Source organism: Maridesulfovibrio salinus (genome assembly GCF_055394525.1).
The window spans coordinates 3,439,292-3,456,520 of sequence record NZ_AP042461.1 but is presented as its reverse complement, the minus strand read 5'-3'; the positions used below and the strand labels follow the sequence as shown (position 1 = coordinate 3,456,520).

The 17,229-nt window shown below is 49.2% G+C and carries 23 protein-coding genes; 20 read left to right on the top strand and 3 right to left on the bottom strand.

The window, feature by feature from the left end; all coding sequences use genetic code 11:
• Positions 1–384: 384 nt before the first annotated feature.
• Both dgcN and dgcA read left to right on the top strand, forming a co-directional pair.
• Positions 385–1,380: an N-acetyltransferase DgcN gene (dgcN, locus tag ACZ5PW_RS15955; protein ID WP_464555498.1), complete on the top strand. Its 996-nt coding sequence runs from the start codon at positions 385–387 to the stop codon at positions 1,378–1,380.
• A complete protein-coding gene (dgcA, locus tag ACZ5PW_RS15950; RefSeq protein ID WP_464555495.1) occupies positions 1,380–2,348 on the top strand; it encodes an N-acetyl-D-Glu racemase DgcA in 969 nt (322 codons plus the stop codon). The genes dgcN and dgcA overlap by 1 nt, the downstream gene beginning before the upstream one ends.
• A gap of 600 nt (positions 2,349–2,948) precedes the next feature.
• Here the strand turns inward: dgcA and ACZ5PW_RS15945 are convergent.
• Entirely contained in the window at positions 2,949–3,089 is a 141-nt protein-coding gene (locus tag ACZ5PW_RS15945; RefSeq protein WP_464555493.1) for a hypothetical protein, read from the bottom strand.
• Positions 3,090–3,123: 34 nt separating this feature from the next.
• Between ACZ5PW_RS15945 and ACZ5PW_RS15940 the strand changes: the two genes are divergently transcribed.
• The 4 genes from ACZ5PW_RS15940 (at position 3,124) to ACZ5PW_RS15925 (ending at position 6,572) form a co-directional block, all read left to right on the top strand.
• Positions 3,124–3,969 carry a D-amino-acid transaminase gene (locus ACZ5PW_RS15940; protein WP_464555491.1) on the top strand — a complete coding sequence of 282 codons (846 nt, stop codon included), beginning with the start codon at positions 3,124–3,126 and terminating at the stop codon, positions 3,967–3,969.
• 289 nt (positions 3,970–4,258) lie between these two features.
• Positions 4,259–5,275 carry an ABC transporter substrate-binding protein gene (locus tag ACZ5PW_RS15935; protein ID WP_464555487.1) on the top strand — a complete coding sequence of 339 codons (1,017 nt, stop codon included), beginning with the start codon at positions 4,259–4,261 and terminating at the stop codon, positions 5,273–5,275.
• 589 nt (positions 5,276–5,864) lie between these two features.
• Positions 5,865–6,059, top strand: a complete 195-nt coding sequence (locus ACZ5PW_RS15930) for a hypothetical protein (RefSeq protein WP_464555484.1) — start codon at positions 5,865–5,867, stop codon at positions 6,057–6,059.
• The gene (locus tag ACZ5PW_RS15925) at positions 6,060–6,572 is read left to right on the top strand and encodes a GNAT family N-acetyltransferase (RefSeq protein WP_464555482.1); all 513 of its coding nucleotides are present in this window, start codon (positions 6,060–6,062) and stop codon (positions 6,570–6,572) included.
• A gap of 527 nt (positions 6,573–7,099) precedes the next feature.
• Here ACZ5PW_RS15925 and ACZ5PW_RS15920 read toward each other — a convergent pair.
• The gene (locus ACZ5PW_RS15920; protein WP_464555481.1) at positions 7,100–8,650 is read right to left on the bottom strand and encodes an NAD(P)/FAD-dependent oxidoreductase; all 1,551 of its coding nucleotides are present in this window, start codon (positions 8,648–8,650) and stop codon (positions 7,100–7,102) included.
• A gap of 319 nt (positions 8,651–8,969) precedes the next feature.
• On the opposite strand from ACZ5PW_RS15920, the gene ACZ5PW_RS15915 reads away from it, so the two are divergent.
• From ACZ5PW_RS15915 to ACZ5PW_RS15900, 4 genes are all read left to right on the top strand, one after another.
• Positions 8,970–9,572 carry a flavodoxin family protein gene (locus tag ACZ5PW_RS15915; protein ID WP_464555478.1) on the top strand — a complete coding sequence of 201 codons (603 nt, stop codon included), beginning with the start codon at positions 8,970–8,972 and terminating at the stop codon, positions 9,570–9,572.
• A gap of 228 nt (positions 9,573–9,800) precedes the next feature.
• Positions 9,801–10,091, top strand: coding sequence for a sll1863 family stress response protein (locus ACZ5PW_RS15910; protein ID WP_464555474.1), 291 nt, complete (start codon positions 9,801–9,803; stop codon positions 10,089–10,091).
• A gap of 83 nt (positions 10,092–10,174) precedes the next feature.
• A complete protein-coding gene (locus ACZ5PW_RS15905; protein ID WP_464555472.1) occupies positions 10,175–10,357 on the top strand; it encodes a hypothetical protein in 183 nt (60 codons plus the stop codon).
• Between the two features lie 59 nt (positions 10,358–10,416).
• Entirely contained in the window at positions 10,417–10,551 is a 135-nt protein-coding gene (locus ACZ5PW_RS15900; protein ID WP_464555471.1) for a DUF3096 domain-containing protein, read from the top strand.
• A gap of 67 nt (positions 10,552–10,618) precedes the next feature.
• Here the strand turns inward: ACZ5PW_RS15900 and ACZ5PW_RS15895 are convergent, their stop codons facing one another.
• Entirely contained in the window at positions 10,619–10,897 is a 279-nt protein-coding gene (locus tag ACZ5PW_RS15895; RefSeq protein WP_464555469.1) for a hypothetical protein, read from the bottom strand.
• Positions 10,898–11,481: 584 nt separating this feature from the next.
• Between ACZ5PW_RS15895 and ACZ5PW_RS15890 the strand changes: the two genes are divergently transcribed.
• The 10 genes from ACZ5PW_RS15890 (at position 11,482) to terL (ending at position 17,228) form a co-directional block, all read left to right on the top strand.
• The gene (locus tag ACZ5PW_RS15890; RefSeq protein WP_464555468.1) at positions 11,482–11,697 is read left to right on the top strand and encodes a hypothetical protein; all 216 of its coding nucleotides are present in this window, start codon (positions 11,482–11,484) and stop codon (positions 11,695–11,697) included.
• A gap of 152 nt (positions 11,698–11,849) precedes the next feature.
• The gene (locus ACZ5PW_RS15885; protein WP_464555467.1) at positions 11,850–12,866 is read left to right on the top strand and encodes an RHS repeat domain-containing protein; all 1,017 of its coding nucleotides are present in this window, start codon (positions 11,850–11,852) and stop codon (positions 12,864–12,866) included.
• Positions 12,867–13,287: 421 nt separating this feature from the next.
• Positions 13,288–13,461 carry an RHS repeat-associated core domain-containing protein gene (locus ACZ5PW_RS15880; RefSeq protein WP_464560437.1) on the top strand — a complete coding sequence of 58 codons (174 nt, stop codon included), beginning with the start codon at positions 13,288–13,290 and terminating at the stop codon, positions 13,459–13,461.
• Between the two features lie 133 nt (positions 13,462–13,594).
• A complete protein-coding gene (locus ACZ5PW_RS15875; protein ID WP_464555465.1) occupies positions 13,595–13,909 on the top strand; it encodes a hypothetical protein in 315 nt (104 codons plus the stop codon).
• A 76-nt stretch (positions 13,910–13,985) separates the two neighbouring features.
• Entirely contained in the window at positions 13,986–14,483 is a 498-nt protein-coding gene (locus ACZ5PW_RS15870) for a hypothetical protein (RefSeq protein WP_464555464.1), read from the top strand.
• Positions 14,484–14,645: 162 nt separating this feature from the next.
• Entirely contained in the window at positions 14,646–14,855 is a 210-nt protein-coding gene (locus tag ACZ5PW_RS15865; protein WP_464555462.1) for a hypothetical protein, read from the top strand.
• Positions 14,852–15,241 (top strand): holin family protein, encoded by a 390-nt coding sequence (locus tag ACZ5PW_RS15860; RefSeq protein WP_464555461.1) that lies wholly within the window; start codon positions 14,852–14,854, stop codon positions 15,239–15,241. The genes ACZ5PW_RS15865 and ACZ5PW_RS15860 overlap by 4 nt, the downstream gene beginning before the upstream one ends.
• On the top strand, positions 15,234–15,443 hold the full coding sequence (locus tag ACZ5PW_RS15855; protein WP_464555459.1) for a hypothetical protein: 210 nt from the start codon (positions 15,234–15,236) through the stop codon (positions 15,441–15,443). The genes ACZ5PW_RS15860 and ACZ5PW_RS15855 overlap by 8 nt, the downstream gene beginning before the upstream one ends.
• The gene (locus ACZ5PW_RS15850; RefSeq protein ID WP_464555458.1) at positions 15,440–15,721 is read left to right on the top strand and encodes a hypothetical protein; all 282 of its coding nucleotides are present in this window, start codon (positions 15,440–15,442) and stop codon (positions 15,719–15,721) included. The genes ACZ5PW_RS15855 and ACZ5PW_RS15850 overlap by 4 nt, the downstream gene beginning before the upstream one ends.
• Positions 15,690–17,228, top strand: a complete 1,539-nt coding sequence (terL, locus tag ACZ5PW_RS15845; protein ID WP_464555455.1) for a phage terminase large subunit — start codon at positions 15,690–15,692, stop codon at positions 17,226–17,228. Before ACZ5PW_RS15850 ends, terL begins: the two co-directional genes overlap by 32 nt.
• Position 17,229: the final 1 nt, after the last annotated feature.

The window sequence follows — 17,229 nt, the reverse complement described above, 5'->3', positions numbered from 1 at the left end:
ACGTAGAAAATTTAAAATATGGTTAAAATTTTAGAATTAAATTTAACGAATTACGTTTTTGTACAGCCAAAACTTTGCTAAACCTCTCGGTTAGACAATTTTATGCATATCAGCGGTCGCTGTGACCGTGGCTTTTTTGTGAGGGAGTGGGTTTTGTTCTGATAAGTGTCTGTTTTTATATATTTAAATTTGTGTGATGCCGGATGTGGCATGCAAATTGATCTGTAAGCGGCAGGATGTCCTTTGAAGACTGTTCAGCTTTCAGGACATATAAACGGCATGATTTGATAATCCTGTGAACCCTGCCGGGGGTGCAGGGTGATATTGATAGAATACAAGACCTGTTTGTAAATATCTGACCAAAAGTTAAAGGGGATAGTAACCATGTTTGAAGCACCTTACCTTCTGTTTCTCGGAGATGCACCGGACGCTCTGGCCGCGAAAATGGCTCAGGGTATTTATGACTGGAGACCCGAAGCTGTTGCCGGACAGCTGCGCATGGAAGGCTGCGGAGCCGATCTCGGCATCAAGGATCTTTCTATAAAGGATGCGGTTGCGGCAGGCGCCAAGACACTGGTCATCGGCGTTGTGAACCGTGGCGGCATTATTTCCGACAGCTGGAAATCCATTCTCGTGGAAGCTCTTGAAGCTGGAATGGACATCGCTTCCGGCCTGCATACTCTGCTGCGTGATCAGCCCGAGCTGGTTGAAGCCGCAGAAAAAAGCGGACGCACCCTGCATGATGTTCGTATCCCCACAGTAAAATATCCCATCGCGAGCGGCAAAAAGCGTACTGGTAAAAGATGCCTTGCCGTGGGAACAGACTGCTCTGTCGGTAAAATGTACACCACCCTTGCCATGGATCGCGAGATGAAAAAGCAGGGCCGCAAATCCACCTTCCGTCCCACCGGCCAGACCGGTATTCTTATTGAAGGGAACGGAGTTCCTCTTGACGCGGTTATCGCTGATTTCATGGCCGGTTCCGTTGAATATCTCACTCCTGACAACGATGCCGACCATTGGGATTTCATTGAAGGGCAGGGCAGTCTGTTTCACGCCTCCTATTCCGGTGTGACCATGGCCCTCATCCACGGCGGCCAGCCCGATGCTCTGGTTCTCTGCCACGAGCCTACCCGTGAGCATATGCGCGGTCTGCCCGATTACACCCTGCCATCTCTTGAAGAGCTGCGTGATCTGGCACTGCCCATCGCCCGTGTGGTCAACCCCGACTGCAAGGTTGTGGCCTGTTCCGTCAACACCCAGCACATGTCCGAGGACGAAGCTGTCACCTATCTCGCCGAAGTAGAGAAGCAGATGGGCATTCCCGCTGTTGATCCTTTCCGTCACGGTGCTGAACGTCTGGTTGAGGCGCTGGGATAATGAAAGTTACCGTAACCAAAGATGTTTTCCCTCTGGCGCAGGTCTTCACCATCGCGCGCGGTTCAAGGACCGAGGCGGTGGTGCTGCGGGTTGAGATCGAAGAAGACGGTTACACCGGGCGCGGGGAATGCGTTCCCTACGCCCGTTATGACGAGACTGTGGAGTCCGTCACCGCTGAGATTGAGGGGCTTGAAACTCCTTTCACCCGCGAAGAAATCCAGCAGGCCCTTCCCGCAGGAGCCGCCCGCAATGCCGTGGACTGCGCGCTCTGGGATCTGGAAGCAAAAAAGGCCGGAGTGCCTGTCTGGAAGCTGGCCGGTATCGGTGAGCCCACTCCCGAAGTCACAGCCTACACACTTTCGCTCGGTGAGCCGGAGAGCATGCGTGAGCAGGCTGCCAAAAATGCCGCCCGTCCGCTGCTCAAAACCAAACTTGGCGGCGGGATCGAAGATATCGCCCGCATTGAAGCTGTGCGTGCCGGAGCACCCGATGCCCGCATTATCGTGGATGCTAACGAGGGCTGGACACCGGAAGTTTACCGTGAACTGGCTCCCGTTCTGGTACGGCTCGGAGTTGAGATGGTCGAGCAGCCCTTCCCGGCTGATGCCGATGATGCGCTGCTGGAGCTTGACCGGGTGCTGCCCGTCTGCGCGGATGAGTCCTGCCATGACCGCAAGTCTCTCGCCGGATTGAAAGGAAAGTACGATATGATCAATATCAAACTGGACAAGACCGGCGGTTTGACCGAAGCTCTGGAACTGAGAAAGGACGCGCTTAAAGAAGGGTATAAAGTGATGGTCGGCTGCATGGTCGGATCCTCACTCGCCATGGCGCCCGCAGTGCTGGTCGCGTCCGGAGCCGCTGTGGTTGATCTCGACGGGCCGTTGCTGCTCGCCAAAGATCGTGAGCACGGGCTCAAATACGACGATAAACACGTTTTTCCCCCCGTAACGGCACTCTGGGGGTAAAGGAGAAAGGCCCTCGGCAAACCCTGCCGGGGGCCTCTCCCGAAGTCTCTTCGAGGGCTCTCCGAGGGCTCTCCGAGGGCCAAAGAAACTTTTGGGAAAAGTTTCTCTGGACTCTTCAAAACTTTTCATCAAGGCTTCGCCGCTTTGTCCGGTTGAGGGTTTGTGGCTTGAGGAGTTTGGAGTGTTTCTCGGAGTGGTTTGCTCTGGTTTGGAGGCTCTTCTCGGGCCAAAGAAACTTTTGGGAAAAGTTTCTTTGGACTCTTCAAAACTTTTATCAAGGCTTCGCCGCTTTGTCCGGTTGAGGGTTTGTGGATTGGGGAGTTTGGAGTGTTTCTCGGAGTGGTTTGCTCTGGTTTGAAGGCTCTCCGGGGGCCAAATAGACTTTTGGGAAAAGTTTCTCTGGACTCTTCAAAACTTTTCATCAAGGCTTCGCTGCTTTGTCCGGTTGAGGGTTTGTGGCTTGAGGAGTTTGGAGTGTTTCTCGGAGTGGTTGCGGAGTCGTCAGGTCTTTTTATATTTTAATGTTCCGGTTTTAATTCTTGAGGGCATGGGGTAACCCGCTTTTTCAGATTTAGTTCCGGGTTGCAAATCTTTGATAACTTACAATCTTCCGTTTCCGGTGGCGCAGCCCCTTGAAAATATTTGAAGGGTAAATTCGGAAGGAGGAACTTTTCCATAAATCTGCATGAAAGCGGATTTAGGCTTGGCCACAGGGCTTGGCGAATCTGAAAGTTTTTCCATCTGGCCGCCGGAAGCATCACAAAGGAATAATATTATGAGTCGTACTGTTTATGTGAATGGTTCATTTGTGCCTGAAGAAGAGGCAATGGTTTCTGTATTCGACCGCGGATTTCTTTTTGCTGACGGTATTTATGAAGTTACTGCCGTTGTTGATGGTAAAATATGTGAATGGGATGGTCATGTAGGACGTCTGGAGCGTTCCCTGAGCGAGATCGGCATGGATATGCCCATGACATCCGAGGAACTGCTTGAAGTTCACCGTGAACTGGTCAAGCGCAACGAGCTTGAAGAGGGCGCAATCTATCTTCAGGTTACCCGTGGCGCTTATGACCGTGATTTCCTGATGCCCAAGGAAGTGAAGCAGACAGTTGTTCTTTTCACCCAGGCCAAGAAACTCACCGGTGAGAAAAAAGGGCTGCGTGTAATCTCCCAGCCGGATATCCGCTGGGGCCGCCGCGACATTAAGACCGTGCAGCTTCTTGCCGCTTCCATGGTCAAGAGCGAAGCCTACAGACAGGGCAAGGACGATGCGTGGATGGTCGAGGACGGTTTTGTTACCGAGGGTTCTTCCAACAATACTTACATTGTTACCAAAGAAGGCAAAATCATCACCCGCAACCTGACCAATTCCATTCTGCCCGGCATCACCCGCAAATCCGTGCTGCGCATTGCTGACGAAATGAAAATGGAAATTGAAGAGCGCCCCTTCACTATCGAAGAGGCCCAGAATGCCGCCGAAGCTTTCATGACCGCGGCTACCTCTTTCGTCACCCCGGTTATCGAGGTGGACGGAGTGGAGCTTGGTGACGGCACTCCCGGTCCGGTGAGCAAACGCCTCGGTGAAGTTTACATCGAGGAAAGCCGCAAGGCTTCATGTTAAGATTCTGCGATTTTCCGTTCCCTGAATTATAACGGACTTGCCCTTCCGCCACTGGTGGGTTATTGGGCTTAAAATAATTTGCGCAACTTGGGGAAGTTCGCGCTCCTGTACAAACACTTGTTTGTGTTTAATGAATGTAAGACGGTTCGCTACGACTGCCATAGTCGTAAGCGAACCGTCTGTTTTTTCGGACTTGGATGATGTTTTTAAGTGAGATGTGGACACGGGATTCAAAAGAAAGTAATCCTGCAGCAGGGGACTCTTTAAGATTTAACTGCGGAGGATTAAATTGGGTCGGTGGAGAATCAAGAACGCGTCAGTTGTGCTTTATTGCATGCTCTGGCTGCTTTTGCTTTGTGGTGTTGCTGCTGCGGAAATACCTCGTGTTGCAATAATCAACAGCTACCATCACGAGATGGATTGGGTACGGGAGCATAACGGTGTCATAAAACGCGGCCTTGGTCCCAAGGCGGTTGTTGATACTTATTATATTGATTTCAAACGTCAAAGCGATCAGGGCGTTGCCCAGAATGTGAAGCGGATAAAAAAAATATGTTCACTGCATTTACCTGATGCTGTTGTGTTGACTGACGACTACGCAGTGAAGGTTTTTGCCAGCTATTTTGTGGACAAGGGGGTCCCGGTAGTTTTCCTGGGTGTTAACGGGAATATCAGAAATTACATAGATAATGCCCACGCAATTACAGGTGTTTTTGAAAGGCCGCTCGTAAAAAGATCGATAACTCACTTGCGGGCAATAATGGGACCGAGCCTGAAGCGCTGTCTTGTCGCGATGGATGACAGCATGAGTTCCAGAGTTTTCATGAAGGAAACCATGAAAGATTCCTTTTCATTTGAGCTTTCCGGCGTGCACACGGATATAAGGCTTCTAAAAAATTTCAGCGAATGGAAACAGGCTGTTAAAACTTCCAAAGCTAAAGGTTATGATGCCATAGTTATCGGCACTTACCATATATTCAAGGATGAAAAGGGCAGGCATATTGAAAGCAAGGATGTTCTGCTCTGGACATCAAAGCATGCTCCGCTGCCGCTTTTTGCTCTATGGGATTTTTCTGTGGGGAATAAAATGGCTTTAGGCGGATATGTCATTTCCGGCATTGATCAGGGGCGTGAGGCTCTGAAACTTCTGCGCAGGGTCCTTGCAGGTGAAAAACCGAGGGATATTAACCCGGTAATTGGTAAAACAGGTATGTTGTTTTTCAGCAATCCCGAAATGAAACGCTGGAACATTGAACTGCCCCGTGAATTCCTGTCCAAAGGATATCTTATCAGGATTATCCGCTAGCACGATAGGGCCAGTTGCCCGGCCATCCAAGACTACGCTTCTCACCCAAACCAAACGGCGAAGCCCTGATAAAAGTTTTTGAAGAGTCCAGAGAAACTTTTTCCAAAAAGTTTCTTTGGTCCCCGAAGGGCCGCCGGAGGCATCACTCATTCCCCGTCCGACCCCCTAAGATAGACCCTCTTGTAATATCCCACGCCTGACCAAACCAAACGGCGAAGCCCTGATAAAAGTTTTTGGGATTCTTAAACCCTTTTTTCAAAAAGGGTTTAAGCCCTCGGAGAGGCTCCCGGCAGGGCCGCCGGAGGCACAAGAAGGCCGCCGGAGGCATAAAATGGCCGCATGACTCTTGCTATTTTCGTAACTGTAGGGGGAGAGTGGCACTCTTGGTGCAGATGTATTTGTTATGGCGGAAATTTTGACAGGAAGCATTGATTTGCTGCCCTTGCCATGATCACTACGATTGTATATTATAACTTAAGTTAGCCTGCACTTTGAATGGTGTTGGGTGATGGAAGATGATGATTATATCTGGTTGAGATTTAAACAGAAGGGAAGATGAATTAAATCAACCCTTTCAAGGAGTATTGGTATGAGCCTTGCGTATGCTGCGCCTTTTAAGTCCAGGCGGATTAAAGCAAAGAAGCAGAATCGTACCACGCCGGTCGTGGCGGTCAAGGGTAATATCAGTGATCGCGATTACGATCTGCTTGTGAATGCTTGTGAGAACGCACCTGAACCGAATGCTGCTTTGATAAAAGCAGTAAAGGATTACTGCGCTCGATAAATGAAGTACTTCACTTCCCTCCTTTCTGATGAACATGAAAGGGCTGGTTTTTCTTCTGGAGAACCAGCCCTTGATTCATTTCTGATAGAGCGGGTTGATCGTGAAGTTCGAAATGGTCTTTCAAAATGCTATGTTCACTGCGCCGAGGGAACCCCGAACGTGCTGGGTTATTACACACTGAGTATGCACACGTTTCAGCCCGGCGTGATGAGCAAAACCCAAGGGAAAAAGATACCGAAAGGATATAATGTTCCCGCTGCGCTTGTGGGCCGGCTGGCCGTTTCCTCTGCCTATCAGGGACAGGGCATCGGGGTAGGTCTTCTTCTTGATTCATTTCAGCGGGCAGTAGATCTTGCACATATTGTGGGTATTTTTGCCGTCGCTGTTGATGCCAAAAATGACGAAGCACTTAGTTTCTATAAGAAATATGGATTTATACAGTTCAAAGATGAGCCATATAAACTTTTTATTCCTATGAAAACCATTCGCGGAACTCTGGAAATGTTCTGCTAGAAAACCCCGCTATTTTAATTAGTCCTGCCACCCTATTTCCAAGCGACAACACCTCTGATTTCCTACTTCTCCCGACTAAGCCAAAAGCGAAATCCTCGGAAAGTTAAACCTTCCTGTAATACCCCTCGCCAGACCAAACCAAACGGCGAAGCCCTGATAAAAGTTTTTGAAGAGTCCAGAGAAACTTTTTCCAAAAAGTTTCTTTGGTCCCCGAAGGGCCGCCGGAGGCATCGCTTATTCCCCGTCCGACCATCTAAGATAGACCCTCTTGTAATATCCCTCGCCAGACCAAACCGAACGGCGAAGCCCTGATAAAATTTTCTTTGGTCCCCCAAAGATAGACCCTCTTGTAATATCCCTCGCCAGACCAAACCGAACGGCGAAGCCCTAATAAAAGTTTTTGGGATTCTTAAACCCTTTTTTCAAAAAGGGTTTAAGCCCTCGGAGAGGCTCCCGGCAGGGCCGCCGGAGGCAAAGAAAAGGCCACCGGAGGCATAAGAGGGCCGCCGGAGGCATAAAAGGGCGTCCTATCCGATAGCTTTAACAGCCGCCAGCGCGCATTTTTCTCCATCCATAGCCGCGGACACGATTCCGCCTGCGTACCCTGCACCTTCTCCGCAGGGGAACAGCCTTTTTATTTGCACATGCTCGAAAGTTTCACGATCACGGGGAATTCTTACGGGCGAGCTGGTGCGTGATTCAACTGCGAGCACCTTGGCCTCGTTGGTATCGAATCCCTTGAATTTCTGTCCAAGCGCTTTGAGCCCATCGCGCAACGCGCTGGCCTGAATGTACGGCAGCAGCTCGTGCACCGGAGCGCTGTACACACCCGGAATGTAGGAAGTCTTTGATATACTGCCGGAAACTTTACCTTTGATGAAATCTGAAACCAGCTGTGCCGGGGCCTGCTGTGTTTTTCCGTCCCCGGCTTCGAAGACACGTTTCTCGGCTTTGGCCTGATAGTTAAGCGCGCAGAGCGGATCTCCGGGATTTTCCAGATCTTCGAGCATAACCTGCGCGACAAGTCCGGCGTTGGCGAAAGGCGCGTTGCGTGCGGCAAGGCTCATGCCGTTCAGCACCAGTTCTCCGGGAGCGGTGGAGGCCGGAACAATGTACCCGCCCGGACACATGCAGAATGAAAACACCCCGCGTCCGCCCACCTGTGTGGAGATTCTGTAACTTGCTGCGGGCAGATTCTCGTGCCGTGGTGACTGATGATAGAAAATTTTGTCAATAAGCGGCTGCGGATGCTCGATGCGTACACCCAGCGCAAAGGGCTTGGGCTCAATAAGAATCCCGGCATCGTTCAGGGCATGAAATATATCACGGGCTGAATGCCCTGTGGCGAGGATTACCGCGTCAGCATGGAGCTGCTCCCCACTGCTCAGGGTTACTCCGGTCATGCTTCCGTTATCTGTGAGAAAGCCTTCCACACGGGTATTGAAGTGAATTTCACCACCGCAGGAGGTTATGTCGTCACGCATTTTGCGCACGATTCTGGGCAGCATGTTGGACCCGAGATGCGGATGGGCATCAATGCGGATGTCAGAGGGCGCACCGTTGGCGATGAGCAGGTCCAGAATACGGCTGACGTTGCCCCGCTTGGTGGCTCTTGTGTACAGCTTTCCGTCAGAGTAGGTCCCGGCTCCGCCTTCACCGAAACAGTAGTTTGAATCGGGATTAACCTGCCCCTCGGTGTATATTTTTTTTAGATCCTTGCGGCGTTCGTTAACGTCCCGTCCCCGTTCGATTATGATGGGCCTGACCCCGTGCTCCAGCAGGGTCAACGCCGCGAAATATCCTGCCGGACCCGCCCCGGCGACTATGACGCTTCTGCCGTTCAGCGGGCGGGGAGTGAATACCGAGCCTGTCGGCTCCACGGTTTCGGGATCGCCAACGGCAACCTGCAACTGGTAGTGCGGATTGCGTGAACGCGCGTCTATGGAACGCTTGAGAACCCGGGTGGAAATCTCGGAATTGTCCGGCAGGCCCGCTTTTTCAAGCGCCGCAAGACGGATGGCTGACGGCTTTTCTATGTCATCTGGGGAAATTTTAATCTGTACCTGAATCTGTTTCATGGCTGCCTCCGGCTGCTTTCTGGAAATATGTCTGGTGTTCCCGAGCGGTTGATTTCGCCAGCTGATGCCGGATCACATGGCCCCCTGATCGGGCCCCTGCGGCAGGACGGTCGGGCTGTCGGGACTGAACCGGGGTAAGCTGTACTGACTGGCCGGGGAATGTCAATGGAAATAATCAGCAGAAAGTCGTTAATTTTCCGCGCGGCCATTCATCCATTATGATGATACAGGTAAAGGCAGCGCGGAGTATAAGCTGTTTTCATTGATCGGTGAATAAAAACATTTTTATATCAGTTTATCCAAATCCAAGGAGTGGAAAATGAAAGTTACCGTAGTGAAGGGCAGCGCCCGCAAAAAAAGCAATTCCAGTGAAATTGTAAACGCTTTCTGTGAAGGTCTGGCTGATGGGACCGAAATAAAAGAATATGAAATGCAGAAATTGAATGCTTCCGGCTGTATCGGATGCATGGCCTGCAAGGGCAAGGTTGAACGCTGCGCCATCAAGGATGATCTGACCGAAGTGCATGATGAAATGCATGAGTCTGATGTTCTGGTGCTCTCCAGCCCGGTGTATTTCGGCGATGTGAACGCGCAGACTAAAACTTTCATCGACCGGCTGTACCATCTTTTCACACCGGACTTCCATGACGGTTTTGATGAAGAAGGCAATATCGATTCAAGCCGGAGATTCAGCCGTCTGAAAGAAGGAACAAAGCTTGTATTCATCATAGCGCAGGGTGCTCCGGACCCGTCCATGTATGGGGATATTCAGGAAAAATATGAAAGATTCCTGCGCTTTCTGGGCTTTGATGAAGTGCACATCCTGCGCGAGGTCGGCGACCCCGGATACTATCCCCAGCTCAGCAATGCCGGGTCCGTTCTGGAGCAGGCCCGTGAATTGGGAAGAAGTTTCAGCGCGTAAAGTCGCAGTAAGGGATTTTACGCAGGGCTGGATACAACTGTTGGATTGGGAAAAGCGTCCTGAACAAGTCATCCGGTTGGAGTCTGATAAAAGTCTCTGATGCTGAGAAGATATGAAATTTAACTATCGATGTTGACGATGCTGCTTTTTCATGTATCTTTGTAGTTAATCGCTTTTTGCGGTCAATGCTGTTCAGCATCAATTATAATACAGAAGGAGACACGTTTAATGTCCAATCGCGAAGAATTTGTTCAGAAAATCAAAAGTAAAATCGATGAAATCGACGCTCAGATCTCACTGCTAGAAGCCAAGGCAAAAGGTGCTGAAGCCGATATGCGTATAAAATACGCTGATGAGATTAAGGAAATGAAGGAAAAGCGCGCCGAGACTGAAGAGAAACTCTCTAAACTGAAGGCTTCCAGCTCGGATGCATGGAAGGAACTGAGAGCCGGTCTTGAAGAGGCCTGGGGCGTGCTCGATAAGTCCATCAAATCCGCTAAAGAGCGTTTTAAAGATTGATATCCGCAGTTCTCTGAAATGGCGCTGATAGAGCCTGTCGTGAAATGCCCTAATGATAAATCCCAGTTCAACAGGAGTAATGAATGTCGAAGTTAAAGAAATTAATCTATCTGTTCTGCCTGCTGGCTTTCTTTGCAGCTGTTACCGGATGTGAAAAAGAAGGTCCTGCTGAAAAGGCCGGTAAAAAAGTAGATGAGCAACTTGAAGAAGCAGGGGACACAATTGAAGATCTCGGCGATAAGGTCGAGGATTCTCTGGATAAATAGCCGGACAGGGTAACAGGGTCGGGCAAGTCTCGATCAGAAGCAGCAAGGAGATAGAAAAAATGAATCTTCATTTCCAACTACAGCCCCTGATTGCACTGATAGCGGGAGTCATGATCCTGATTGCTCCCAGGATGCTTAATTATATTGTGGCCGGATATCTGATAGTCTTCGGACTGGTCGGTCTGGTACACTGAAATTAAAAAAATCTGATTCCTCTTCGCCTGAAGACTGGAATCAAGGTTTATTTCCACAGGCCGGGCCCTAGCGGTCCGGTGTGGGATTTACATAAATGTCCGCAGGTTTCTTCGGGAGCCTGCGGGCTTTTGTGTTTTTAAGTTTCACTTGACCGTAAAGCCGCTTGATGTTCCCGCGCTTGCAGTGCAGGCCAAAGTGGCGGACCCTACGTCCGGTATGTCTGATTTTTTGGGATAAATATTCTGTAATGCTGGATGTATAGAGTTTGTAGGCCGCGGTCATTCCATCATATTCGAAAAGCCTATTGAGATGAATGGATTGATTCACGGCTTCATGGTCAGGCATGGATTGATCTGATAAGCCTTAAAGCAGGTGAATTAATTGCCACGCATCGAAGAATCATGAGTTGAGTTTGGATCTTAAGGGTCTGTATTTATTGATTAAAAAACATAATAATTTTTAAGTTCTTTTTGTGTCAATCGACATATTCAGGCCCGAATGGGAGTGGAGGAAGTGCTGTTTCAGGTGCTGCTCCGGTTTGGAGTGTGGCCGGTCCGGGGAGATGTGGGGGATGTCTGGCTGCTGTTCACACAAAACTGGAGAATGCCTACGGTTTTCATACATTTCATAAGCAATGGATAAAGCAGACTAAAAGTACTCAGTGCGGCGTAATGAAGCTCCACGGACAGTATTGTTTTTCAGTGTCCAATTGTTCACAGGGAGTGTTTATTTCCGAGTTTTTTGGGTGGAAATAAGGGTGATTGTCCGTATATAGACCGTCTTTATATGAAGGCGGTTTTTATTTTTTGTGAAAAAAATATCACTATTAAACAGCTGAATGTGAAAAAAAGAATTAATATTTTGCTATTGACGATACCTTTTTTCGGCGTATTATTTAATTAAAGTCTTTTGAAAAAGGAGTGTCCGAAGTGTTGTTTGAACTTTACTTCACAGTAGCTATACTTTTCCTGCTTTCTGTAAGTGCGTTTGCAGAAGCTGAAAAGTATATTGAGGCCCATGTTTTTGGTGATAAAGGTAGCTTTAACATTTTAAAAAGAATTTATCGCGGAAAAGTAAAAGAACTTTCCCATAACAGCGATGAATTTTACTGCTTTTTTAATAAAAGTGCATTCGATGTAAAGTAATTTTACAGACTAACCTTATCCCAGAATCGAACCCCCGTCCTGAAATCAGGACGGGGGTTTGGTTTTGGTGTTTCCTTCCTTTCCTATAAATTCCCTTACTTTCATTACCACCCGGACCTGAGTTGGGTTAATTATGTCCGCCCTGCCTGTCCTTGAGCGTTAAAGGATACATTGTCGCAACCGACCAGCTTGGCAGCATTATTAGTGTTGCGGATTTGTCGGGTAATAATGTACAGGAGGTTCTATATGATTCTTTCGGAGGAAAGATACTGGACAGCAACCCCGATCTTTCACAACCGCTGGGCTTCGCCGGAGGTCTGTACGATCCCGACACCAACCTGATCCACTTCGGCTACCGGGAATACGACCCGACCATCGGAAGGTTCATCTCGCCGGACCCGCTGGGCTATGAGGGCGGCGATGTGGACCTGTACGGCTACTGCACTGATGATCCGGTTAATTTTATGGATTGCAGTGGGTTGGCGGGGAGTAGTGAGGCTGGTGAGGATGAGAAGGCAGAGACTTCTAATCTGAGTAAAAGGCTTGATGAATCAGGTGTTGATCCTCAGGCAGAAATAATTTCTGTTAAAGGAAATAAGGCTGATAAAAAGACCAAGCCTAGATCAAATGACCGTCCTGCGGAGGAAGCCGGCTCTCATGATTCTCCTAAGCAGAAAAAGGCAGATGCCGAGAAATCTGAACCAGTTCCGGAGGAAGATAAATCTTCGGATGCAGAGCCGGCAGCCCGTGAGTCAAATGAAAAGGAAGACGAGGGCGGTTTCTGGAGTGCTGTTACCAAAATGGGGCGTGGGACTGCGGATGCTCTGAGTCGTGCTGCAGATACTCTTTCCGGTGATGGGGATGATTATATAAAATTTGCAAAATATGTCAGTCCGGAGAAACGTAAGATATTTAATAACATGATGTCAGAAGCTAAGGAGGTTGCAACAGACAAGGGGCTTAATGGCTTTATGAAATATGGACCTGCTGGCTTAGGTCTTGGATTAGCTGGAGGGTCATTAGGTATGTTAAAAGGTTTAGTCGGGGCAATTCTGGACAATAAAAAAACAAAAAATGAAGCAGCTAAAAAGGTTAAAGAGAACTTCCTCGAACAACGTCAAGACACAGAGAAACACTTGGACAATTTCAAAAAACATTACAGGAAATAAGAATGACCAGCAAAGAGCTCAGTACTGTCGTATTCATTTTAGCATTGACCTACTGCATTTTCTTTCGAAAAAGAATAAAATGTCCTGAATGTCAAAATGAAATTAAAACGGCTACATATGCTCAACTTGGTACAATAGCATTATTCATAATTGGTTCTGACATAGTTTATGACATTGTGACAGGAAATAGTATCAACTATTACCTGGAAACGCTATTTCTAACCCCAGCTATTTACTACCTTTCCTCCGAACCGAAGTTCTATTGTCGTCATTGCATGAAAGGAATTCCTTATCGTGAGGAGTATATGGTTAAATGAGTATGCCCCGCACCACCCCCGGTGCGGGGCTTCCAATATCCACCACCGCATAAAAATTTTACGGAAACCATACCAGTGCTTCACCGCCCACCCCCGACACCAACCTGATCCATTTCGGCTACCGGGAATACGACCCGACCATCGGCAGGTTCATCTCCCCCGACCCGCTGGGCTATGAGGGCGGCGATGTGGACCTGTACGGCTACTGCACTGATGATCCGGTTAATTTTATGGATAGCAGTGGGTTGGCGGGGAGTTTGGAATGTTTGAAGGTTTAGGTGGGGCAATTCAAGATCAAAAAAATAAATCAAGAGATTAAATAGCAGAAGAAGTTGAGGAAAATTTCAGAGAGCAACACGAGAAGGCTAAAGATGGATTGGATAAATTCATTAAGAAAAATAGGAAGTAAATATGACCAGCACGGAACTGACTTTAATCGTTTTTATGTTGTTATTAGTGTATGATGTTATTTTTAGGATAAAGATCAAATGTCCGGAATGTGGGAAGGATTTGAAAACTGTTACTTATAAACAGCTAGGCATTTCGTGGTTGCTCATTGCTGGCTCTGGTGTCGTATATGACCTTTTTGCCGGGGAAAGTATTAATTATTATCTAGAAATGTTATTCATGACACCAGCTTTTTATTATTTATCATCAGAACCTAAAGTTTATTGTCGGCATTGTATGAAAGGCATTCCTTTCAATAAAGAGGATGTAATCTCTTAATATTCAGCCCCGTACCACAACCCGGTGCGGGGCTTCCAATATCCACCACCGCATGCCCCACCACTTTGGAGATCAAATGAAAAAAATATTATTCATTGCAATGACATTTCTGATCTTGGCATATGCTTTATATAGTACAAACACCTTCAAAGCCTATTTTCTCCCTGATACATTTTATCAGAACATATCTAACGCAAAATTTGATATTTCTCAGAAAGGAGCGGAAGCAACACTTACCCTGGAATACAATCATAAAGCTCCACATGCTTTATTTATTGCCGTTCCCGAGAATCATGCACTCCAATATTTGTTAAAGGAGGACGGTAAAATCAGCTATAAGTTCATGTCCGGAGATAAGGAAGTCAAATCAGGCCATTTCACTTTGACATCCAGAAGAAACTCCGTTGAGAACACCTCTTACTCGGCTGTTATAGCGCTAAGATTTAACCTGCCTCTCAAAGAGTCCGCTGCTGATTTAAAACTACGTCTAAAAGTTGTAGAGCCAGTGCAGAAAATGAAAAAATACTCCGGCTCAATTTTCTGCTTTGTAAAGCCTGAAGAGGTTTACGAGTAGGGTGTGAGCTATCTCGTTAAATGAGTATTATCTCCTATACACTTGAAACCTCCCTGATTCCGGTCAGGGAGGTTTTTTTATGGAAAATCATCAGGGCGGACCTGAGTTGGGTGAAATATGTCCGGCTTAGTCTCTATTGTGGCCGAAAAAGGAGGTTCAAACATGAACAGAATTTCGGCAGAGACGCTTGCGGCACTTTATCCCATGGAAAGCCGCAGGATGATCAGAAACTATGCCTCGTTTATTGAGGAGTACCCTGAATGGGTGGACAGCGGATGCTCGCTTATGGATTACAAGCACACCCGTAACCGGCCCGAATTCAAGGGCTGGACTCCGCCTGTGGAGAGGCCGGACAACGGAGAGGAATCATGATCGGTTCCATTCTGGATCTCGGCTCGACCATCATCGATAAAATTTGGCCCGATGCGGGCGAGCGGGAAAAAGCCCGTCTGCGGCTCATGGAACTGCATCAGTCCGGCCAGCTCGCCGACCTTGAATCAAGGGTGAAAATCATGCTGGCGGAGATGTCCGGCAACTGGCTGCAGCGTTCGTGGCGGCCCATTCTCATGCTGACCATCATCGCTATCGTGGCCAACAACTATCTTGTCTACCCCTATCTTGCCCTTTTCTGGGACAAGGCTCCGCAACTGGCTCTTCCTTCCCAGCTCTGGTCCCTTATGGAACTGGGCCTTGGAGGATATGTTGTCGGACGCAGCGCCGAGAAGGTGGCTAAAACCTGGAGAAATAAAAATGAGTGAGGAAAGGAATGAAACACAGGACCTGCTGATCCGCATAGATGAAAGAGTCAAGGCGATTCAGGAGGATATTGCCGAAATAAACGGAGCCAGACGCTGCCATACCCACGCGGAAAAACTGCGCAGCCTTGAGCGGGCGGTCTGGGGAACCGGGACGGTTGTCGCCGGGGTTGCGGGAAGGGTTGTCTACGAGGTGTTCAAGTGACCAAAGCTGAAGTGATCAGAAAACAGAAAGAGGAACTGGACAGATTCCGGGAGGTGTTCGCACTGGCTGTGGAGGGAGATGATTCCGATCTGGTCAAAGACCTGAAAGCCAAACTGGATATCATGCACAAAAGACACGAAATGGAGCGAAAGGCCTGGGGCATAGGCGAAACCAAAAAGGATTCCGCCACAGTGAAGAAAACCGTCAAAAGCCGCGGCATCAGCCCCGAACTCAGGGAGAAACTCGATGAAGTTTACGGATCTGGACAGCGTAAATAACTGGTACGCCGAGGTGCTGCGCGAGGCCGAGCAGAAGAATGAAGCCCTGCTGGTTATGGCCGAGCTGGGACGCAATGACCTTTTTTTCCTGCTCACCCGTCTTCTGGGCCGTGCCGATGCCAACCGGGAGTGGGTTTTCAACCGCTGCCGGGAACTGCAGGCCGCGCCGGACGGACATCTGGATCTGTGGTCCCGTGAACACTACAAATCAACCATCATCACCTTTGCCCTGACCGTGCAGGATATCCTGCGTGACCCTGAAGTTACCGTGGGTATTTTCAGCCACACCCGGCCTGTTGCCAAGGGTTTTCTGCGTCAGATCAAGCAGGAATTCGAGCGTAACGAACTGCTCAAGCAGTGCTACCCGGATGTGCTCTGGAGCAATCCCAGAAAGGATTCGCCCAAATGGTCGGAAGAGGACGGGATAATCGTCAAACGCAAATCCAATCCTAAAGAAGCCAGCGTGGAAGCATGGGGACTGGTGGACGGCCAGCCCACCGGAAAACATTTTTCCCGGCTCATATATGATGATGTTGTGACCCGTGAATCTGTCTCATCACCGGATATGATTTTCAAGACCACCGAGGCATGGGCACTGTCCATCAACCTCGGTACTCGGGACGGTATCAAGCGTTACATCGGAACCCGTTACCATTTCAACGATACCTACCGGGAAATGATGAAAAGGGAGGCCGCTGTCCCACGCATCTATCCGGCAACGGATGACGGAACCATGCAGGGCACACCCATGCTGCTGACCCGTGAACAGCTTGAAACCAAACGCAGGGAGATGGGACCGTACGTCTTCGGCTGCCAGATGATGCAGGACCCCCGGGCTGATGATGTTCAGGGGTTCCGTGAAGAATGGGTTTCCCGATGGGATACAAGGCACACGGACGGACGGCCCCGCTGGGAGCAGTTCAACCGCTATCTGCTGGTGGACCCCGCCAGTGAAAAGAAGACCGGGAGCGATTACACCGTGATGCTGGTCATCGGCCTCGGACCGGACCGCAATTACTATCTCATTGACGGCATAAGGGACAGGCTGAACCTCACCGAGCGGGCGCGGGCCCTTTTCCGTCTGCACCGCACCTACAGCCCCCTTGCGGTGGGCTACGAAAAATACGGTCAGCAGGCGGACGTTGAGCACATGCAGTATGTCATGCAGGAGCAGAACTACCGCTTCACCATCGATCCTCTGGGCGGGAATGTGCCCAAGGTGGACCGAATCCGCAAGCTGGTCCCGCTTTTCGAGCAGGGGCGCATGTTTCTGCCCTGGCGGGCTAGGTTTCTCGATCATCAGGGCCGGGAACGGGATCTGGTGCGTGAGTTCATCGATGACGAGTACCTCGCTTTTCCGGTGGCCCCGCACGATGACATGCTCGACTGCATGGCCCGTATCCTCGACCCTGCACTGGGGGCGGTGTTTCCACGCAAGGAGACGGTTTTCAGCGGCGGTGAGTCCATGCAGGGATTAATGGATTACGACATCTTCAGCGGAGGCTAGA

Excerpts from the sequence above, each read along its gene's own strand:
- dgcA (WP_464555495.1), top strand. The coding sequence starts at position 1,380 with ATGAAAGTTACCGTAACCAAAGATGTTTTCCCTCTGGCGCAGGTCTTC.
- ACZ5PW_RS15925 (WP_464555482.1), top strand. The coding sequence starts at position 6,060 with ATGAAGTACTTCACTTCCCTCCTTTCTGATGAACATGAAAGGGCTGGT.
- ACZ5PW_RS15945 (WP_464555493.1), bottom strand. The coding sequence starts at position 3,089 with ATGGAAAAACTTTCAGATTCGCCAAGCCCTGTGGCCAAGCCTAAATCC.
- ACZ5PW_RS15920 (WP_464555481.1), bottom strand. The coding sequence starts at position 8,650 with ATGAAACAGATTCAGGTACAGATTAAAATTTCCCCAGATGACATAGAA.
- ACZ5PW_RS15855 (WP_464555459.1), top strand. The coding sequence starts at position 15,234 with ATGAGTGAGGAAAGGAATGAAACACAGGACCTGCTGATCCGCATAGAT.
- ACZ5PW_RS15940 (WP_464555491.1), top strand. The coding sequence starts at position 3,124 with ATGAGTCGTACTGTTTATGTGAATGGTTCATTTGTGCCTGAAGAAGAG.
- ACZ5PW_RS15875 (WP_464555465.1), top strand. The coding sequence starts at position 13,595 with ATGACCAGCACGGAACTGACTTTAATCGTTTTTATGTTGTTATTAGTG.
- ACZ5PW_RS15915 (WP_464555478.1), top strand. The coding sequence starts at position 8,970 with ATGAAAGTTACCGTAGTGAAGGGCAGCGCCCGCAAAAAAAGCAATTCC.
- ACZ5PW_RS15870 (WP_464555464.1), top strand. The coding sequence starts at position 13,986 with ATGAAAAAAATATTATTCATTGCAATGACATTTCTGATCTTGGCATAT.
- terL (WP_464555455.1), top strand. The coding sequence starts at position 15,690 with ATGAAGTTTACGGATCTGGACAGCGTAAATAACTGGTACGCCGAGGTG.
- ACZ5PW_RS15860 (WP_464555461.1), top strand. The coding sequence starts at position 14,852 with ATGATCGGTTCCATTCTGGATCTCGGCTCGACCATCATCGATAAAATT.
- ACZ5PW_RS15895 (WP_464555469.1), bottom strand. The coding sequence starts at position 10,897 with ATGCCTGACCATGAAGCCGTGAATCAATCCATTCATCTCAATAGGCTT.
- ACZ5PW_RS15865 (WP_464555462.1), top strand. The coding sequence starts at position 14,646 with ATGAACAGAATTTCGGCAGAGACGCTTGCGGCACTTTATCCCATGGAA.
- ACZ5PW_RS15910 (WP_464555474.1), top strand. The coding sequence starts at position 9,801 with ATGTCCAATCGCGAAGAATTTGTTCAGAAAATCAAAAGTAAAATCGAT.
- dgcN (WP_464555498.1), top strand. The coding sequence starts at position 385 with ATGTTTGAAGCACCTTACCTTCTGTTTCTCGGAGATGCACCGGACGCT.
- ACZ5PW_RS15900 (WP_464555471.1), top strand. The coding sequence starts at position 10,417 with ATGAATCTTCATTTCCAACTACAGCCCCTGATTGCACTGATAGCGGGA.
- ACZ5PW_RS15905 (WP_464555472.1), top strand. The coding sequence starts at position 10,175 with ATGTCGAAGTTAAAGAAATTAATCTATCTGTTCTGCCTGCTGGCTTTC.
- ACZ5PW_RS15930 (WP_464555484.1), top strand. The coding sequence starts at position 5,865 with ATGAGCCTTGCGTATGCTGCGCCTTTTAAGTCCAGGCGGATTAAAGCA.